The following is a 16,671-nucleotide window of genomic DNA, read 5'->3' as shown; positions in this document are numbered from 1 at the left end:
AATGGTGCGTGGTGTCCAGAGGAGTCATGGGGCATGCAGGCTTTCCTTTCACCGGGGATCAAATTGCTGGGGCGGTTTGGCTTCGCAGGTAAATTCCAGTTGTTGTTTCTGCTGTTCATTCTGCCGTTGGCCGGCAGCCTGTTAATGATCGGCCAGGACTATCGCGACAAACTCAATCTGATTTCCGGCGAACGTGCCGGCGTGCGGCAGTTGCTCGCGCTGGATGCGCTGGACAATCTGCTCGCCGCGCAACGCGATCGCGCCGCCCGCTGGCGCGCCACGGAAACCAATCGCCAACCGACGCCGGCCACTCTCGCTGCCATGGCCGCGTTCGACGCGGTGCAACCAGCGGTTCTGCAAGCGACCACGGATTTGGGCGCCGCCCTGAAAAACGAAGGCGCTGAAGGCGAAACCCTCACCCGCTATCAAGCACTGCAAACCGCACTCAATGGTCTGGATTCAAAAAGCCTGAGCAGCGTCGGTTGGTGGCCGGACGGTTACGACCGCTTCACCAACGCCCTCAGCGCCCTGCAAGCGTTGCGCGAGCAGATCGTCATGGACAATCGCCTGACCCTCGCGCCGTGGCTGGAAACCTATCTGCTCACGCAGATCTCCACGCAACACGCCCCGGACCTGATCGAACGCGTTGGACGCCTTGCCGCCGTCGGCCAGGCCTCGGTCGTCTCCGGTCAATTCACTCTGCAAAGCCGTCTGCAATTACGCGACCTGCGCAGTCGTATCGGCGACGCCCGCGAGCAACTAGTCAAAACCTCCACGCTGCTCGAAGCACGCCTGTCGAAAGATCAGCAGAGCTGGGCCAGCCAATACCACGACAGCCTCAAACACCTCGACAGCGGTCTGAAGGTGCTGGATGACGGTGTGTTCGGCGGCAGCATCAATCTCAAACCAGAAGACTTCGAACGCAGCCTCGACGCCTTGCTGAGCGACCTCGCCGCCCTGCGCCAGCAATCGCTGGTGTCGCTGGATCAGCGGCTCGACGCCTACCACAGTTCAGCAATCCGTCAGTTCATCATCGTCGCAGCGATCTTCGGTTGCTTGCTACTGGCGGCGATGTATTTGTTTGTGTGCCTGCAAGCCTCAATCCGCCGCAGTGCCAGCGGCATCACCCTGCTCGCTGAAGCATTGCGCGACGGCAACCTCAGCCTGCAAGTGCCGGTGGTGGGCCGTGATGAGTTGGCGGCGATCAGCACCGCGCTCAACGTTGCCGTGGTGCAACTGCGCGCGAGCATGCTCGGTGTCGATCACGAAACCTCGCAGTTGAGCCATGCCGTGCGCAGCCTTAACGAACACTCCAGTGGCGCCCTCGGTGAAGTCGAGGCGCAGCAGTTGCAGATCAGCCAGATCGCAGCAGCCGCCACGCAATTGGCCGCGACCTCGCAAGGCGTGGCGCAGAGTTGCGAACAGGCTTCCGGCAGTGCTCAGCACACCCGGCGCATTGCCGCCGACAGCAGCCGCGACAGCCAACGCACTACAGCAAGTATTCAGCAGCTCAATCAGCGTTTGAACGAAACTGCAGCGGCACTGGGCCGGGTCAGCGAGCAAGGCCAGCAGATTCAATTGGTGGTCGACACGATTCGCGGTGTTGCTGAACAAACCAATCTGCTCGCGCTCAACGCAGCCATTGAAGCTGCGCGCGCCGGTGAACAAGGTCGCGGTTTCGCCGTAGTGGCGGACGAAGTGCGCAGCCTGTCGCAACGCACGCAATCGTCCACTGCACAGATCGCCGGCACCGTCGACAGCCTGCGCGCGACGGTCAATGAAGCCGTGAGTTTGATGGAAGCCGCCTGCGGCCAGGCGCAAACCGATGCCGAGTCGGTCACCGGTCTCGGTGAGCGTTTGGGTGAAATCGCCAGCGCAGTACAGAGCGTCACTGACACGCTCGCGCAGATCGCCACAGCGGTTGAGGAACAGGCGAGTACCGCCGACGAAGTCAGCGGCAATATCCAGCAGGTTGATCAGGCGGCCATGCGCTTGCTTGAAGGCGCACGGGCGGTGAACCTCGCGGCGGACACCCTGAGTCAGGGCAGCCACGCCTTGAGCGCCAATACGGCAAGATTTCAGCTGCGTTGATGCCCTGCCCGGCCCGGATTTTCCGGGCTGGAGGATAAGCGGTTGAAAATAAGAAGAAATATTTTAAATTTACGCTTGACGCTTTTCCATTTCAGGGGAATAATGCGCGCCACTTGGCTACATAGCTCAGTTGGTTAGAGCATAGCATTCATAATGCTGGGGTCCGGGGTTCAAGTCCCTGTGTAGCCACCAAGTACTAAAAACGGCTTACCGAAAGGTAGGCCGTTTTTTTATGCCTCGAGAAAAGTATCGGTAATCTGTTACTTCAAAATATCCTTCTCTTCGTTGCTCGCTTTGGTCGCTGCCTGTGCGATCAGGGCGTCAAGCATCTGCGCAATGACCTTCTGTTGGACCTTCGAAAGTTCATTGATGGACTGCAGCCGTCGATACCACGTCGAGGTCAAGCTGCGTCTGGGCCTCTCCGTGTAAGAGGGAACGCCGAGCAGGTCTTCAACAGGCACGCGCAGCGCAAATGCCATCTTCACCAGTGTCGTGACCGGCATGCTGCGCGTGCCCTCCTCGTAGCCCTGAAAGGTTTGCCGGGAAAGACCTAAAGCCCGTGCAAACCGAGTCTGTGTGATCTCGTGCACTGTGCGTAAGTGAGCAATGCGACTGCCCATCGCCACCAGAAAATCGCGATCCTCATTGGAAATACTCATGACAATGGCCGACTGAAAATAGAGTTGAATGGCAACGGACTCATCCTTTTCATCTGAAATCCATCCTGGAAAAACAACAGAAAACATCCTCAGGCAGCGGTGCGTAAGTTGTCGACCTGAAAAATCTGTAGGAGAAATACAGAGCAACCGCCAAGTTGCGGCGAGATACTACAGGCGCGAAATGCCTTTTCAGCAAGCCAACGCCGACAACCCTTTCGCCCAGATTTGCCGAGTGCGCAAACCGACCATCGCCCGCCAATCCGGATCAGCCGGATAGAACTGCTCGAGCAGATTCACTTTGATCCCCCGCCCCGTCGCATCCAGCGGATCGCCATGCAAATGCAGCCAATGGTCATCGCGCAAATGCCGATGCACATCCGGCCCCGGATACGTCCCGCACTCGATCACGAACGGCATCAACTGCACGTCCGGTAAAGCATTGAGCAACGCCTGCGAGGTGTACCCGGTAGCCGTCGCTGCCACTCCGGTTTCGCTCAGGGTGTCGGCGCCGGTGTGCAGAGTGTAAAGCCATGGGCCATAAATCCCCTGCGCTTGCGTGAGTGCCGGGTAAGGCGCCTGGGTGATAGTCAGCAACATCGGATGGCCGTATTCGCCAGCGCCGGTGTGCAGGTCGAAACACATTACGGTTTCAGCGCCAGCCAGATGCGCGTCGATGATTTGATGCAGCGTGCGATTCGACCAGCTCGGCGCGCGACCACCATAGAACAATCCATCGGGATGGCTGTGCTGGCCGCCCTCGACAATCGACATCACCGCCGGCCAGCCGTGTTCGTTGATTTGCGCATCGAGCATGGCATCGGCGCGTTGGCGCTCGGGGCCGTGCAAATCGGTGCAGGCGTAGATTTCATGCAGTGCGGCGTACGCGCGGTTATCCGGTAGCGGCCCGGTGAAATCCAGGTGATTGCGATTGAGGTCGATGTTGTCTTCGTTGACCCGGCGCAGCCATGCGGTGCCCCATGGGTTGATCAGGTGCACCATGACCACCGCGACATCCTTGGGCAGCGAACCAGGTTCGAAGGTTTTCAGCCAATCGATCTGGCAATCCGAGCCGTAATAACCCTCGACGCCGTGCGTACCGCTGAGCGCTACCAGTCGGCGTTTGGCCTGTGGATCGCCGAGCACGGCGACGTCGGTGCTCAGCGGTTCGCCGAATGGCCCGCAGCGTGGATGTGCGTAGGAGGTGAGAGTAGCGCCGGCGGCATTGGCGGCGGTGATGAACTGTTCGCGTTGACCGCGGTAGCTGGATTCGGTGGGGAACTCGCTGTGCATGCTTGGCCTCTTGTGATTTTTATGCCTTTACCTGTAGGAGTGAGCCTGCTCGCGATAGCGGTGGTTCAGTCAACATTGATGTTGGCCGTAATGACGCTATCGCGAGCAGGCTCACTCCTACAGGGGATGTTGGTGCTCCATAAATTTGAGCTTGACCCTAGCGAACTTCCGCCCCGAAAAGAAAGACAAAAATGCCCATCGGTTTGCGTCGCGACCGGGCGGTCGATAAAGTCCCGAAGACCTTTATCCCACGGACGGAGAGCCCGCGTGTTTTCAGCCTTGCCCTTGAGCCGCTTTCGCCTGCCTGCCCTGACGCTGATCATCAGCGCCCTGACCCTCGCCGCGTGCAACGCCCCACCCTCCTCGACCTTGCCGCTGGCACCGGAAGCCGCTACCGGTTTCCGCACCGATCTGCAAACCCGTCACGCCAGCCAACACATGGCCGCCGCTGCCAATCCACTGGCGGCTGAAGCCGGTCGCGAGATGCTGCGTCTGCGCGGTTCGGCGATTGATGCGGCGATTGCGATGCAAGCGGTGCTGACCCTGGTTGAGCCGCAGTCTTCCGGGATCGGTGGCGGCGCGATGATCGTGTTGTGGGACGGCAAACAGGTGCGCACCTACGACGGTCGCGAAACCGCACCGGCTGGCGCCACCGAGAAGCTGTTCCTGCGCGCCGATGGCCAACCGATGTCGTTCCCGCAAGCACAGATTGGCGGTCGCTCGGTCGGTACACCAGGGGTGTTGCGCGCACTGGAGATGGCCCATAAACAACATGGTCGCCTGCCATGGGCGAAGCTGTTTGAACCGGCGATCAAACTGTCCGAGCAAGGCTTTGCGATCTCTGCGCGTTTGCACTCGCTGCTGGAAGCAGACCCGGTGATCCGCCAGTCGCCCGACATGGCGAAGTACTTCCTCAATGCCGATGGCAGCGTCAAAGCCGTCGGCACGCGTCTGCAAAACCCGGCATTGGCCGCGGTGCTCAAACGCATCGCCACCGAAGGTGCGGACGCGTTGTACAAAGGCCCGATCGCCGAAGAAATCGTCGCCAAGGTGCAGGGCCACGCCAACCCCGGCAGCCTGTCGCTCAGCGATCTGCAGCGCTATCAGGCCAAAGAACGTGCGCCGCTGTGCACCGATTACAAACGCTGGCAGGTCTGCGGCATGCCGCCGCCGTCGTCGGGCGGCATCGCCGTGGCGCAGATTCTCGGCACGTTGCAGGCGCTGGAAACCCGCGATCCACGCCTTTCCCTGACGCCGCTCAAACCGGTAAAAACCGACAAACCGGCCGGCATCGAACCGGCGCCAGAGGCTGTGCATTTGATCGCCGAAGCCGAGCGTCTGGCCTACGCCGACCGCGCGCAATACGTCGCCGACACCGACTTCGTGCCGGTGCCGGTCAAAGGCCTAGTCGATCCCGGTTATCTCGCCAGCCGCGCCAGCCTGATCGGCGAACGCAGCATGGGCAGCGCCAAACCGGGCACACCACCGGGCGTACAAGTGGCCTACGCCCCGGACCGCTCGCCGCTGCGCATCTCCACCTCGCAAGTGGTCGCGGTGGATGACCTCGGCGGCGCCGTGTCGATGACCACTACCATCGAAGCCGCGTTCGGCTCGCACTTGATGGTTCAGGGCTTCTTGCTGAACAACCAGATGACCGACTTCTCGTTCATCCCCGAAGAAAACGGCCAGAAAGTCGCCAACCGCGTCGAGCCCTTAAAACGCCCGCGCTCGTCGATGGCGCCGACGCTGATCTTCGATCGCCACAGCGGCGAATTCGTCGCCACGGTCGGCTCGCCGGGCGGTTCGCAAATCATCGAATACGTGGCGAAAACCACCGTCGGCCTGCTCGACTGGCACCTCGACCCGCAAAGCGCCATCAGCCTGCCCAACTTCGGCAGCCGCAACGGCCCGACCGAACTGGAACAAGGCCAATTCAGCCCGGTGCTGATTCAGGCGCTGAAAGACAAAGGGCATGCGGTGAATGAAATCGACATGACCAGCGGCACCCAGGCCATCGTGCGGGTCAAGGATGCGCAGGGGAAAGCGTCGTTGGAGGGTGGCGCGGATCCACGGCGTGAGGGGGAAGCGTTGGGGGATTGAGGCTAGGACGCAAAGAGAAAAGGCTTACCGTGAGGTAGGCCTTTTTTGTGGCTAACAGATTGTGTTCACTCGCATCCCGTCGCCTTTTCCTACACCGAAAATTTGCTGCCACGGATAGAGTAAGTGGCCGTTCAGCAAACAACACTTTCGGGATCTGCTGGCATTTATGAACACGCAAATATTAGAACCGTACGTCCACCGACAGCCAGCAGCCTTGCATCAGTCCCATAGTGGGACTAGGATCGCGTCATGAGAATTATCGCTGTCAGTCAGCTCAAAAATTTTTGGGAACGGTATCCGGACTCAGAGCAACCACTGTTGGCGTGGATAGATGAAGCGAGGAAAGCAAGCTGGTCAACGCCCTCGGACATCAAGGCACATTTTGCTTCTGCGAGCATTCTGAAAAGCCGCAGAGTGGTGTTCAACATCAAGGGCAATGACTTTCGCCTGATCGTAGCCGTGGCCTACCGCTTCGGCGCCATATACATAAAATTCGTCGGCACCCACAAGCAGTACGATGCAATCGACGCTGATACCGTCGAAATGGAGTAACCCATGAACATACGTCCGATTCATAACGAAGAAGACTACCGTGCGGCGCTCAAAAACGTGTCTGCACTTTTCGACAACGAGCCAGAACCGGGTACCCCTGAAGGTGATTACTTCGACATCATGATCACTCTCATTGAGGCCTATGAAGCCAAACAGTTTCCACTGGATTTGCCCAATCCGATCGATGCCATCAAATTCCGAATGGAACAGTCAGGCCTGTCAGCCGCGGATCTCGCTCCGGCTATTGGTCGAACAAACAGGGTCTATGAAGTGTTGAATGGCAAGCGGGCACTCACTTTGCCAATGATATGGAAACTTCATGAGCTGTTTGGAATTCCTGCCGAAAGCCTGATCAAACCAATGAAGCAAATCTGATACAAATTGCAGCAACCCAGCCTTTGACTGCAGCTTAGCGATCAGCGATTAGCCACCAGATGCGCACCAAACAACAGATAGCAACCGCCCGCCAAGCGATCCAGCCATTGCCGCGAACGCTCATACACACCAGCGATTCGCCGACTGGCGAAGAACAGCGCCACGCAGCAATACCAACTGAACGACAACGTCGCCATGGTCATCACCGCCAGCGCCAGCAACAGTGGTGGGATGTGAGCCGGCATGGCGGTGGCGAAGATGGTGGCGACAAACAATGCGGATTTCGGATTGGTCATGTTGCCCAGAAAGCCTCGTCCGTAAGCACCGAGCAACGTTTGCTGCGAGTCATCCAGCGTGCCCGGAACGATCGGCGCCTTGCGCTTGAACTGCTTGAGCCCGAGATAGATCAGGTAGCAGCCACCGGCAATCTTGAAACTCAAGTACAGCGCTGGTGCGGCGCTGAACAGCGACTGAATGCCCAGGCCACCCGCCAGCCCCCACAATACGGTTCCGCTGGCCACGCCGAGCGCCGCGACGACACCGTGTCGGCGGGAACGGCTGACCGCTAGTTGCGCGATGTTGAAGAAGTTCGGGCCGGGCGTGACCACGGCCACCGTCCACAACAGGGCCAGCGACAGCAACGGCGCCAGATAACTCGAAAGGGAAAGATCCATGGGGCTGTGCCTGATTGGTTCGACGATGCCCTCTACCTTGCAACATCCTGCAATGTTTTGCCATCAGCCGCTATTCACACCGCTAACGTCTTGCCATCCACCGCATCACCAATCTTCAGGAAATGCCCGCCCGCCACGTGGTGCAAGGTGCGTAAACCATCGTGCCCTTCGAAATGCCAGCGCCCGTCGCTGAACACGCGCTCATCAGCATGGGCAGCGATGACTTCGGCGAGGAACAGGTCGTATTGCTCGTGATTGCGCGGCTCCGGCAGCAAACGGCATTCGAGCCAGGCGACGCAGCCGTCGAGCAGAGGGGCTTGGACCTGTTCGCCGGCGAAAGTCTGCAGGCCATACGCCTGAAATTTGTCCTGTCCCTGGCTTTGGCTGATTTCCAGGCCTGACGTATTGCCGACGGTTTGCACGATGTCGGCCTGATTGACGCACGGGACGTTGAGCACGAAAGTGCCGGACGCTTCGAGCAACTGGCGGGTCCAGGTGGATTTATCGAGGACGACGGCGACTTTCGGCGGTTCGAAATCCAGCGGCATGGCCCAAGCGGCGGCCATGATGTTGCGCTGACCGTCATGCGCGGCGCTGACCAGCACGGTCGGCCCGTGGTTGAGCAGACGGTAGGCTTTGTTCAGGGGCACCGGGCGGCGGTGGGAATCGCTCATGGAGTCTGCTCCGGGGGAAAAGGAGCCGATTGTAGCGCCAGCATCGAAATACAGGCAGGTGAAAACTCTGTAGGAGCTGCGGCACGCTGCGATCTTTTGATCTTGATGTTGATCCTCGGAATCAAGATCAAAAGATCGCAGCCTCGTTTCACTCGACAGCTCCTACAGGGGTTGGGTGCAGGTCAGTGGGAGAGTTGATTGGCGAACTGGCCGACGGCGTTGACGACTTTCTGCGCACCGTCCTGAATCTCGACAATCACCGTGCCCGCCTCTGCCGCCAGCGCCAGCCCTTGTTCAGCCTGGAGCTTGCCATCAGTCATCAGCGCTACGGCGTTGCGCGCCATTTCCTGGTTCTGCCGCACCACGGTGACGATCTCTTCAGTCGCCTGACTGGTGCGCGAGGCCAGTTGCCGCACTTCGTCAGCCACCACCGCAAAGCCTCGGCCCTGCTCGCCGGCACGGGCCGCTTCGATGGCAGCATTGAGCGCCAGCAGGTTGGTCTGTTCGGCAATGCCGCTGATGGTTTTGACGATGGTGCCGATCACCTGCGACTGCTCGTTCAGTGCCTCGATGCCCTCACCGGCAGCCTGCATGTGCCGCGACAGATCACGCATTACGTTGACCGCTTCAGTCACCACCGTGGTACCGCGCTGAGCGGTGCTGTCGGTTTGCTGCGAAGTGCTGTAGGCAATGCTCGCCGCGTCGGCGACGGCTTGTTCGCGGTTGACCTGATCAGTGATCACGGTGGCGAACTTCACCACTTTGTACAGCTTGTTGTTGGCATCGACCACCGGGTTGTAGGACGCCTCCAGCCAGACCGTACGACCATGGCTGTCGACACGCTTGAAGCGGTCAGCGACGAATTCGCCGTTGTTCAGACGGCGCCAGAAGTTCTGGTACTCGGCGCTGTTGTATTCCTCCGGGGTGCAGAACAGGCGGTGATGTTTGCCCTTGATCTGCGCCAGGCTGTAACCCATGCCGCTGAGGAAGCGATCGTTAGCGTTCAGCACGTTGCCGTTGAGGTCGAACTCGATCACCGCGGTCGAACGCACCAGTGCTCCGATCAGGTTTTCGTGTTCACGGGAGGCTTCAATGGTGCGGGTCAGGTCGCTGGCAAACAGCGAAATGTGCTTGATCCGCCCATCCGAAGAACGCACCGGCTGCACAATCGAACGCAGCCACGCTTCTTCACCATTGCCACGCAACAGGCGTACGGCACCGGCGAAATGCTCGCCACGGGTCATGGCGTTTTTGAAGCGGTGATGGAATTCGTCGGTCTTCACGTGGGCCGGGACGATGTCTTCAATCGCCCGACCGATCAGGTCCTGACTCTTGTAGAGCATCTCGGTGAGAAAGTTCTGGTTGACCGATTGAATGCGCCCGTCGGGCTCAAGGTTCAGCACCAGCATCTCGCTTTCCAGGCTTTCCTTCACCTGCACGAGGCTGGAGAGTTCTTCACGAAGAGCGGCCAGCTCTTGCTTCAGGCGTTTGTTGAACATGGGGAGTACCGATGGGCAGGTTGGAAAGCGGGATACAGCCTAACCATCGGCCTTGAAAATCTTTTCTGAAGAGCGCTGGCGACTCGTCAGTCAAAAATAGTTCTGAACGGTAAAGTCACGCAGCTCCGGCCACCTGACACTGCCCCGAACGCGGCATCCGCGCACCAAAATACGCCGCCGTCAGGAGACCCACCACGCCCATCACCGCGCAGAACATCACGCAGATCCATGGACTCCACGGCATCAGACCGATCAGCAGCAGCGGTGTGATACTGGCCCAGATGGCGTAGGCAATGTTGTAGGTAAAGGAAATACCTGACACGCGAATACGCGCCGGGAACAACCCGACCATCACCGATGGCACTGCGCCGACAACACCGCAAGCCAGACCGGCCACCGCGTAAGCCAGGCCTACCCAGTTACCGCCCGTGATCAGGCAGCCATATAGCAAGCCGATGCCCAAGGGCAGCAACAGGCTGTACAGCATAACCGTGCGCCACGCGCCAATTCGGTCGACCAGCAACCCGGCGATCACGCAGCCGATATTGAGAAACACGATGCCCAGGGCACTGAGGGCGAAGGTGTGGCTGGCGGTCATGCCGAAGGTTTTCTGCATCATGGTCGGCGTAATGACGACGAACACCACCACCGCCGAGGTCAGCACGCAGGTCAGCAACATCGCAGGCAGCATTGCCAGTCGATGTTCACGCAACACCGTGCGCAGCGGCAGTTCGACCCGCGCCTCGCGCTGCGCTTCCATGGCCATAAACACCGGAGTTTCGCTCAACCAGCGGCGCAGATAAACGCCAATCACACCGAATACGCCGCCGAGCAGAAACGGATAGCGCCAGGCGTAATCAAGGATTTCCGCCGGAGTGAAGACTTGTGCGAGAAACGTCGCGGTCAACGCGCCGATCAGGTAACCAAAAGTCAGTCCGGCCTGCAAAAAGCCCAGGGCGTAACCACGATGGCCAGCCGGCGCGTGCTCGGCGACAAACACCCAGGCACTCGGCACCTCACCACCGACCGCCGCGCCCTGGAGGATGCGCAACGCCAGCAACAGCAGCGGCGCGAAGTAACCAATCTGCGCATAGGTCGGCATGATCCCGATCAGCAGGCACGGCAGCGCCATCATCAGGATGCTCAGGCTGAAGACTTTCTTGCGCCCGAGTTTGTCGGCGAAATGCGCCATCAGAATCCCACCCAGCGGCCGCGCCAGGTAACCGGTGACGAAAATCCCGAAGCTTTGCAGCAGACGCAGCCATTCGGGCATTTCCGGCGGGAAGAACAGCTGGCTGAGGGTCAGGGCGAAGAACACGAAGATGATGAAATCGTAGATTTCCAGCGCGCCGCCAAGGGCCGCAAGGCCGAGGGTCTTGTAGTCGGAACGGCTGAACGGCGCGGGTTTGGCCGGGGATTGGGCAGTCATGGCAAAGAACTCTGGATCAGGCAAAAACCAAGGCGCCCATGGTCTACGCAAATGGGCGGATGGACAACCCGTTAGACCATAGTCCCGGTTTTGCAAAAGCGGCTCACAAAGCATCGGCAGTTGAATTACTGTTAATGCCTGTCCTGCTAGGCGAACCACCATCGGCAAGTCATGCCGAGATACTTGTAGGAGTGAGCCTGCTCGCGATAGCGTCGATTCAGTCAATACAAGTGTTGAATGTAAGAAAGCTATCGCGAGCAGGCTCACTCCTACAGGGGATATGTGTTTCGTCCGCAAGACCACAATAACCATAAAAATCCGAGGTACTCCCTGTGGCCGTTGATATCGAAGATAGCCGCTCCGCACGCTTTGCCCTGCGCTGTTCAAGCTTTGCCGAACGCTGGTTTCCCGACTCCTGGGTATTCGCCGCGCTGGCCGTGATCATCGTCGCCCTGGCCACGCTGGCCATGGGCGCCAAACCCACCGATGCCGCGATGGCCTTCGGTGACGGCTTCTGGAGCCTGATTCCGTTCACCATGCAAATGGCCTTCGTGGTGATCGGCGGCTACGTGGTCGCCAGCTCGCCACCGGCCGTGAAACTGATCGATCGCCTGGCACGCATCCCGAAAAACGGCCGTTCCGCCGTGGCTTGGGTCGCGTTGATCTCAATGGTCGCCTCGTTGCTCAACTGGGGTCTGTCGCTGGTATTCGGCGGTTTGCTGGTACGCGCCCTCGCCCGCCGTACCGATCTGAAAATGGATTACCGCGCCGCCGGTGCCGCCGCTTATCTGGGCCTTGGCGCGGTGTGGGCGTTGGGCTTGTCGTCGTCGGCTGCACAGTTGCAGGCCAACCCCGCCAGCCTGCCGCCGTCGATCCTGTCGATCACCGGGGTGATTCCGTTCACCGAAACGATTTTCCTCTGGCAGTCGGGCGTGATGCTGCTGGCGCTGATCGTAATCTCGATCATCATTGCCTACGCCACCGCACCCGGGCCGAACTCGGCGCGCGATGCCAAGGCCTGCGGCATCGACCCAGCCTTCAACCTGCCACCGCTGCAACCGCGCACGCGGCCGGGTGAATGGCTGGAGCACAGTCCGCTGCTGATCATCGTGCTGGTGCTGTTGGCGGCGGGATGGCTGTTCCATGAGTTCTCGAGCAAACCGGCGATCACCGCGATCTCCGGGCTGAACACTTACAACTTCCTGTTCATCATGCTCGGCGCATTGCTGCACTGGCGTCCGCGCAGCTTCCTCGATGCCGTGGCCCGCGCGGTGCCGACCACCACCGGCGTGTTGATCCAGTTCCCGCTGTACGGCTCGATTGCCGCACTGATGACCACGGTCAAAGGCGTAGATGCGCAAACCCTGGCGCATCACATCTCGACGTTCTTCGTCAGCATCGCCTCCCACGACACCTATGCGCTGTTGATGGGCGTGTACTCGGCGATTCTCGGCTTCTTCATTCCGTCGGGCGGCGGCAAGTGGATCATCGAGGCGCCGTACGTGATGCAGGTCGCCAATGATCTGCAGTATCACCTCGGCTGGGCGGTGCAGATCTACAACGCGGCCGAAGCGCTGCCAAACCTGATCAACCCGTTCTACATGCTGCCGCTGCTCGGCGTACTCGGACTGAAGGCGCGGGATCTGATCGGTTTCTCGTTTGTACAACTGTTGGTGCACACGCCGCTGGTGCTGCTGTTGCTGTGGGCGCTGGGGACGACATTGGCGTATACACCGCCAGTGATGCCGTAAAGATCGTTTTCTTACAATGTCTGTTGCACTGTCCCACATCCTGCGTGGGACAGTCCTGACATTGCTGGTTGGCGTCTTCCTTTAGCTTGTCTCGGATCAACTCCATCTATTCAAGGAAGACCCGATGACCCCAATATCCCAATCGCTGAATGCGCTGCTCCAGGAGATGTATCAGGACGGCAGCGTTTCCGTGGTCGAATACAACACGCTGCGCGACACCGCTGACCTGCGAATGGAGGCCGTTGTCCGTGAGTTTGGCGAGCACAACAACCTGACGGCTTTTCACAAGGCGATGGATGTCGCCATGCAACTGCTGCAGACCTCGGTCATTGATGCCAAGAAAGCCCGACTGACTGACACCGGCGAAGCGATCGTCAAGGACGCAGTCAGCGCCCAAGTCCAATACTTGTGTGCTGGCAGCGAACTGGCCTTGCGTCTTTTGTAATCCATTGAGCGATCCAGACCGGCGATAGCCCTCTCATCGAGAACTGTCACCCAACCGTCACACTGTCTTGTTAGCGTCCGCCCGAAACATATTGAAACATTTAGGCAAAACGGGCTGATACATGATCGACGATACAGACGGCACCGACGCATCCCCCGCAGACTCCGATAACCCCACCGACACCAGTCGCCGCCGCTTCCTCGGCGGCGTTGCGGTACTGGGTGTCGGTGCAACACTGGCCGGCTGTGGCAGCGCGGGCGATAAGCCGGGCAAACCGGTGGAGCGCCCACTGACGCCAGCCGAGCTGGACAAGGCCCTGCGCGATCAAGTGAAAACCGTGGTGGTGATCTACGCCGAGAACCGCAGTTTCAACAACCTGTTCGGTGATTTCCCCGGTGTCGAAAAGCCGCTGGCCGCGCTCAAACCCGGCGACTATCAACAACGCGATCGCGACGGCTCGCTGCTGCAAACCCTGCCGTCCGTTTGGGGCGGCGTCCTGCAGATCGGCCCGCAAACCCTCGATGGCGTGACCTACCCCAGCGCCACGCAGTTTCAGGAAAACCTGCCCAACGCGCCCTTCGCTCTCAAAGGCCCGAATGGCGAGGACTTGCCGTTCGGTCTGGTGACCCGCGACTTGTGGCACGTGTTCTATCAGAACCAGATGCAGATCAACGGCGGCAAGAATGACGGCTTCGTGGCCTGGGCCGATTCCGGTGGCTTGACCATGGGCCACTACGCGCAGAGCCGTTATTCCCTGCGCCTGTGGGACGTCGCGCAGGAGTTCGTGCTGTGTGACAACTTCTTCCAGGGTGCTTTTGGTGGCTCGTTCCTCAATCACCAATACCTCATCAGCGCCACCGCGCCGTTCTATCCGGACGCAGCCAATTCGGTGGCCAAGTCGCAGATTGCCGCGCTGCAAAGCGACGATCCGGCCGATCCACACCTCAAGCCGCTGGAGCAATCCCCCGCCAGCGCGATGACCGGCCCGCCGCAGTTCGGCCCGAGTGCCCTGACCCCGGATGGCTTCGGCGTCAACACCCTCGCCCCGCCCTACTGGCCCACCTGGATTCGCGACCCCGAGCGCCCGGCGTATTCCAAAGCGGATCTGCCCAACGTCATGGTGCCGCAGACCCATGAACACATTGGCGACAAGCTGTCGAAAAAGGACATTGATTGGGCGTGGTATGCCGGTGCGTGGCAGGCGACGCTGGATCAGTACAAGGATTCCGGCGGCATTCCGAAAATTCCCAACTTCCAGTATCACCATCAGCCGTTCAACTACTTCAAGCAGCAAGGTCCGGAAAACCCCGAAGAGCGCAACAAGCGTCTGCGTGATGCTGGCTTGGGTGATGAATCGAGCAGCAACAAGTTCTTCGCCGATGCCGAAGCGGGCAAGTTGCCGGCGGTGAGTTTCTACAAACCTCAGGGCAACCTGAACATGCACGCCGGTTATGCCGATGTGGCTTCCGGGGATCGACACATCGTCCGTGCGCTGAAAGTGCTGCGCGAAAGTCCGCAGTGGAAAAACATGGTGGTAATCGTCACGGTCGACGAGAACGGCGGCTGGTGGGATCACGTCGCACCGCCCAAGGGCGACCGCTGGGGCCCCGGGTCACGCGTGCCGGCGCTGGTGGTGTCGCCGTTTGCGCGCAAGGGCACGGTGGATCACACGGTCTACGACACCGCGTCGATCCTGCGGCTGATCACTCGTGTGTTCCAACTGGAGACCCTCGACGGCCTCAAACAACGTGACGAGGCGATGGTCGCCCGGGGTCAGAAACCCATGGGCGATTTGACCAACGCCTTGCATTTTCCGGCGTGAAAACCAGCCCTGTGAGTTTGCGCAAAAATCTGCCGATGACGGCTTCTCTGTCAAACGCGGCTGATCCACTATGAGGCGCCCCCGATACGCGGGGGAACCCACGCTGAAAAGGATCTGAGCATGTTCAAACTCGCAGGACTCACACTTGCCGCACTTACGCTGAGCGCGGCTGCCCACGCCGATGTCGATCTGAAACTGGGCAGCACCGAACGCGTTACCCGCCTCTTCGCTTATCCCAACAACTGCAGCGTGATCTGTTTCCGCAACTGGACGCTGGAACAGACCGTCACCCATTACTTGAGCCAGAGCGTGCAACGCGATGGTTATGCCGATGCCAAGGTGCTGGTAAAAACCGACAACGGCCAGCTCTACGCCGAAATCACCGGCGTGCCGAAGGATTACGACAAACCGCTGTCGGCGCTGCTGGACGCGGGTGATCTGGCCTACACCGGTGCCAGCAAGCTCAACGCCGACGGCAAATGGGCCTATAGCTGGTATTTGTTCCTGCCACTGGGCATGGCCCTGGAAAACCGTAAAAGTGTCGAGCTGCTGCACTTCCCGCCGGATTACTCGCTGACCCAGGCACAGGATTATCTGCGTTCAAACACCACCGATCGCTGGGCAACTCTGCTGACTGACAATGGCATTCCTGCCGAGCAGACGCCGGCCTATCAAACCATCATCGACATTGCCCCGATCGCTGCGCCGTCCAACGCCGGTAGCGACCTGGAAGGCGTGTATGACTACTTCAAGGATTACCAGACCACACTGGTCAAGCAGTTCAGCCAGACCACCAGCGGCACGACGTTGCCGATGGTCGCGTTCGGCGCGCCGGTGCGTAACTGGATCAAGCAGCAATACGGGCCAACCGTGAATGTCTTGGGGCTGGCAACCATCAGCCCGAGCGAAGGTGTGAAAGTGCCGGTGCTGGGTTCCAACCACCCAAGTTATATCTGGTACGCAGCCGACCCGAAGAGTTACACCGGCGACGATGCACAGGCCAAGGCTGATGCTGCGGGCCTGAAAGTCATGGGGCAGGATTTGAGCGCCGCCTGCTGGCAGGCTGGCATGGGCAGCAAACCGGGCAGCGATGCGCAGGCCACTCTCAACAGCTGTACGCAGACGTGGCAGGTCACGCAGAAAGTCAAAACCTGCGAGCTGTTCTACACCTCGATTCGCAACCTGACCCCGGAGCAGGCCGCTGCCAAGTGCACAACCACTGCGATCAAATCGCAACTGAAGCAATTGAAAGCGCCGCTGCCGGCCGCCGCTATTCCCGCCCCACACCTGTAATTGCTTGTGACATTCCC

13 protein-coding genes, 1 tRNA gene and 2 pseudogenes are annotated in these 16,671 nt (G+C 59.7%); 9 read left to right on the top strand and 7 right to left on the bottom strand.

The annotated features are described in order from the left end of the window. The first annotated feature begins 33 nt into the window (after window positions 1–33). Entirely contained in the window at window positions 34–2,091 is a 2,058-nt protein-coding gene (locus CKW17_RS27215) for a methyl-accepting chemotaxis protein (protein ID WP_095122966.1), read from the top strand. Between the two features lie 115 nt (window positions 2,092–2,206). Further along, a tRNA-Met gene (locus CKW17_RS27210) sits at window positions 2,207–2,283 on the top strand. Between the two features lie 68 nt (window positions 2,284–2,351). On the opposite strand, the gene CKW17_RS27205 is transcribed toward CKW17_RS27210, so the two are convergent. Together CKW17_RS27205 and CKW17_RS27200 are read right to left on the bottom strand one after the other, a co-directional pair. After that, entirely contained in the window at window positions 2,352–2,837 is a 486-nt protein-coding gene (locus tag CKW17_RS27205; protein ID WP_095122965.1) for a helix-turn-helix domain-containing protein, read from the bottom strand. Window positions 2,838–2,939: 102 nt separating this feature from the next. Next, window positions 2,940–4,040 (bottom strand): DUF2817 domain-containing protein, encoded by a 1,101-nt coding sequence (locus tag CKW17_RS27200; protein WP_095122963.1) that lies wholly within the window; start codon window positions 4,038–4,040, stop codon window positions 2,940–2,942. 267 nt (window positions 4,041–4,307) lie between these two features. On the opposite strand from CKW17_RS27200, the gene ggt reads away from it, so the two are divergent. From ggt to CKW17_RS27185, 3 genes are all read left to right on the top strand, one after another. Next, window positions 4,308–6,140, top strand: a complete 1,833-nt coding sequence (ggt, locus tag CKW17_RS27195; RefSeq protein WP_095122961.1) for a gamma-glutamyltransferase — start codon at window positions 4,308–4,310, stop codon at window positions 6,138–6,140. Window positions 6,141–6,389: 249 nt separating this feature from the next. Next, window positions 6,390–6,692, top strand: a complete 303-nt coding sequence (locus CKW17_RS27190; protein WP_095122959.1) for a type II toxin-antitoxin system HigB family toxin — start codon at window positions 6,390–6,392, stop codon at window positions 6,690–6,692. Between the two features lie 3 nt (window positions 6,693–6,695). Further along, window positions 6,696–7,067: a type II toxin-antitoxin system HigA family antitoxin gene (locus tag CKW17_RS27185; protein WP_064387655.1), complete on the top strand. Its 372-nt coding sequence runs from the start codon at window positions 6,696–6,698 to the stop codon at window positions 7,065–7,067. Window positions 7,068–7,108: 41 nt separating this feature from the next. Here the strand turns inward: CKW17_RS27185 and CKW17_RS27180 are convergent, their stop codons facing one another. The 5 genes and pseudogenes from CKW17_RS27180 to CKW17_RS27165 all read right to left on the bottom strand — a co-directional run bounded on the left by CKW17_RS27180 (window position 7,109) and on the right by CKW17_RS27165 (window position 11,343). Further along, entirely contained in the window at window positions 7,109–7,741 is a 633-nt protein-coding gene (locus CKW17_RS27180) for a LysE family translocator (protein WP_095122957.1), read from the bottom strand. 74 nt (window positions 7,742–7,815) lie between these two features. Further along, complete coding sequence (locus CKW17_RS27175) at window positions 7,816–8,415, bottom strand: flavin reductase family protein (protein WP_095122955.1); 600 nt, start codon at window positions 8,413–8,415, stop codon at window positions 7,816–7,818. Window positions 8,416–8,597: 182 nt separating this feature from the next. After that, window positions 8,598–9,035: pseudogene (locus tag CKW17_RS30905) on the bottom strand (methyl-accepting chemotaxis protein); the annotation flags it as partial. Window positions 9,036–9,185: 150 nt separating this feature from the next. Beyond that, window positions 9,186–9,824, bottom strand: a pseudogene (locus tag CKW17_RS30900) (PAS domain-containing protein); the annotation flags it as partial. Between the two features lie 205 nt (window positions 9,825–10,029). Next, window positions 10,030–11,343: an MFS transporter gene (locus CKW17_RS27165; RefSeq protein WP_095122951.1), complete on the bottom strand. Its 1,314-nt coding sequence runs from the start codon at window positions 11,341–11,343 to the stop codon at window positions 10,030–10,032. 332 nt (window positions 11,344–11,675) lie between these two features. Between CKW17_RS27165 and CKW17_RS27160 the strand changes: the two genes are divergently transcribed. The 4 genes from CKW17_RS27160 (at window position 11,676) to CKW17_RS27145 (ending at window position 16,654) form a co-directional block, all read left to right on the top strand. Beyond that, window positions 11,676–13,094, top strand: a complete 1,419-nt coding sequence (locus CKW17_RS27160; RefSeq protein WP_095122949.1) for a short-chain fatty acid transporter — start codon at window positions 11,676–11,678, stop codon at window positions 13,092–13,094. A gap of 124 nt (window positions 13,095–13,218) precedes the next feature. Then, on the top strand, window positions 13,219–13,539 hold the full coding sequence (locus CKW17_RS27155) for a hypothetical protein (protein ID WP_095122947.1): 321 nt from the start codon (window positions 13,219–13,221) through the stop codon (window positions 13,537–13,539). Between the two features lie 121 nt (window positions 13,540–13,660). Next, a complete protein-coding gene (gene acpA, locus CKW17_RS27150) occupies window positions 13,661–15,361 on the top strand; it encodes an acid phosphatase (RefSeq protein WP_095122945.1) in 1,701 nt (566 codons plus the stop codon). Window positions 15,362–15,481: 120 nt separating this feature from the next. Further along, complete coding sequence (locus CKW17_RS27145; RefSeq protein WP_095122943.1) at window positions 15,482–16,654, top strand: hypothetical protein; 1,173 nt, start codon at window positions 15,482–15,484, stop codon at window positions 16,652–16,654. The last annotated feature ends 17 nt before the right edge of the window (window positions 16,655–16,671 follow it).

This window comes from Pseudomonas sp. Irchel s3f10, from assembly GCF_900187515.1.
GTDB classification, from domain to species: Bacteria; Pseudomonadota; Gammaproteobacteria; order Pseudomonadales; family Pseudomonadaceae; genus Aquipseudomonas; species Aquipseudomonas tensinigenes.
This window is presented reverse-complemented; position numbering and strand designations above follow the sequence as displayed.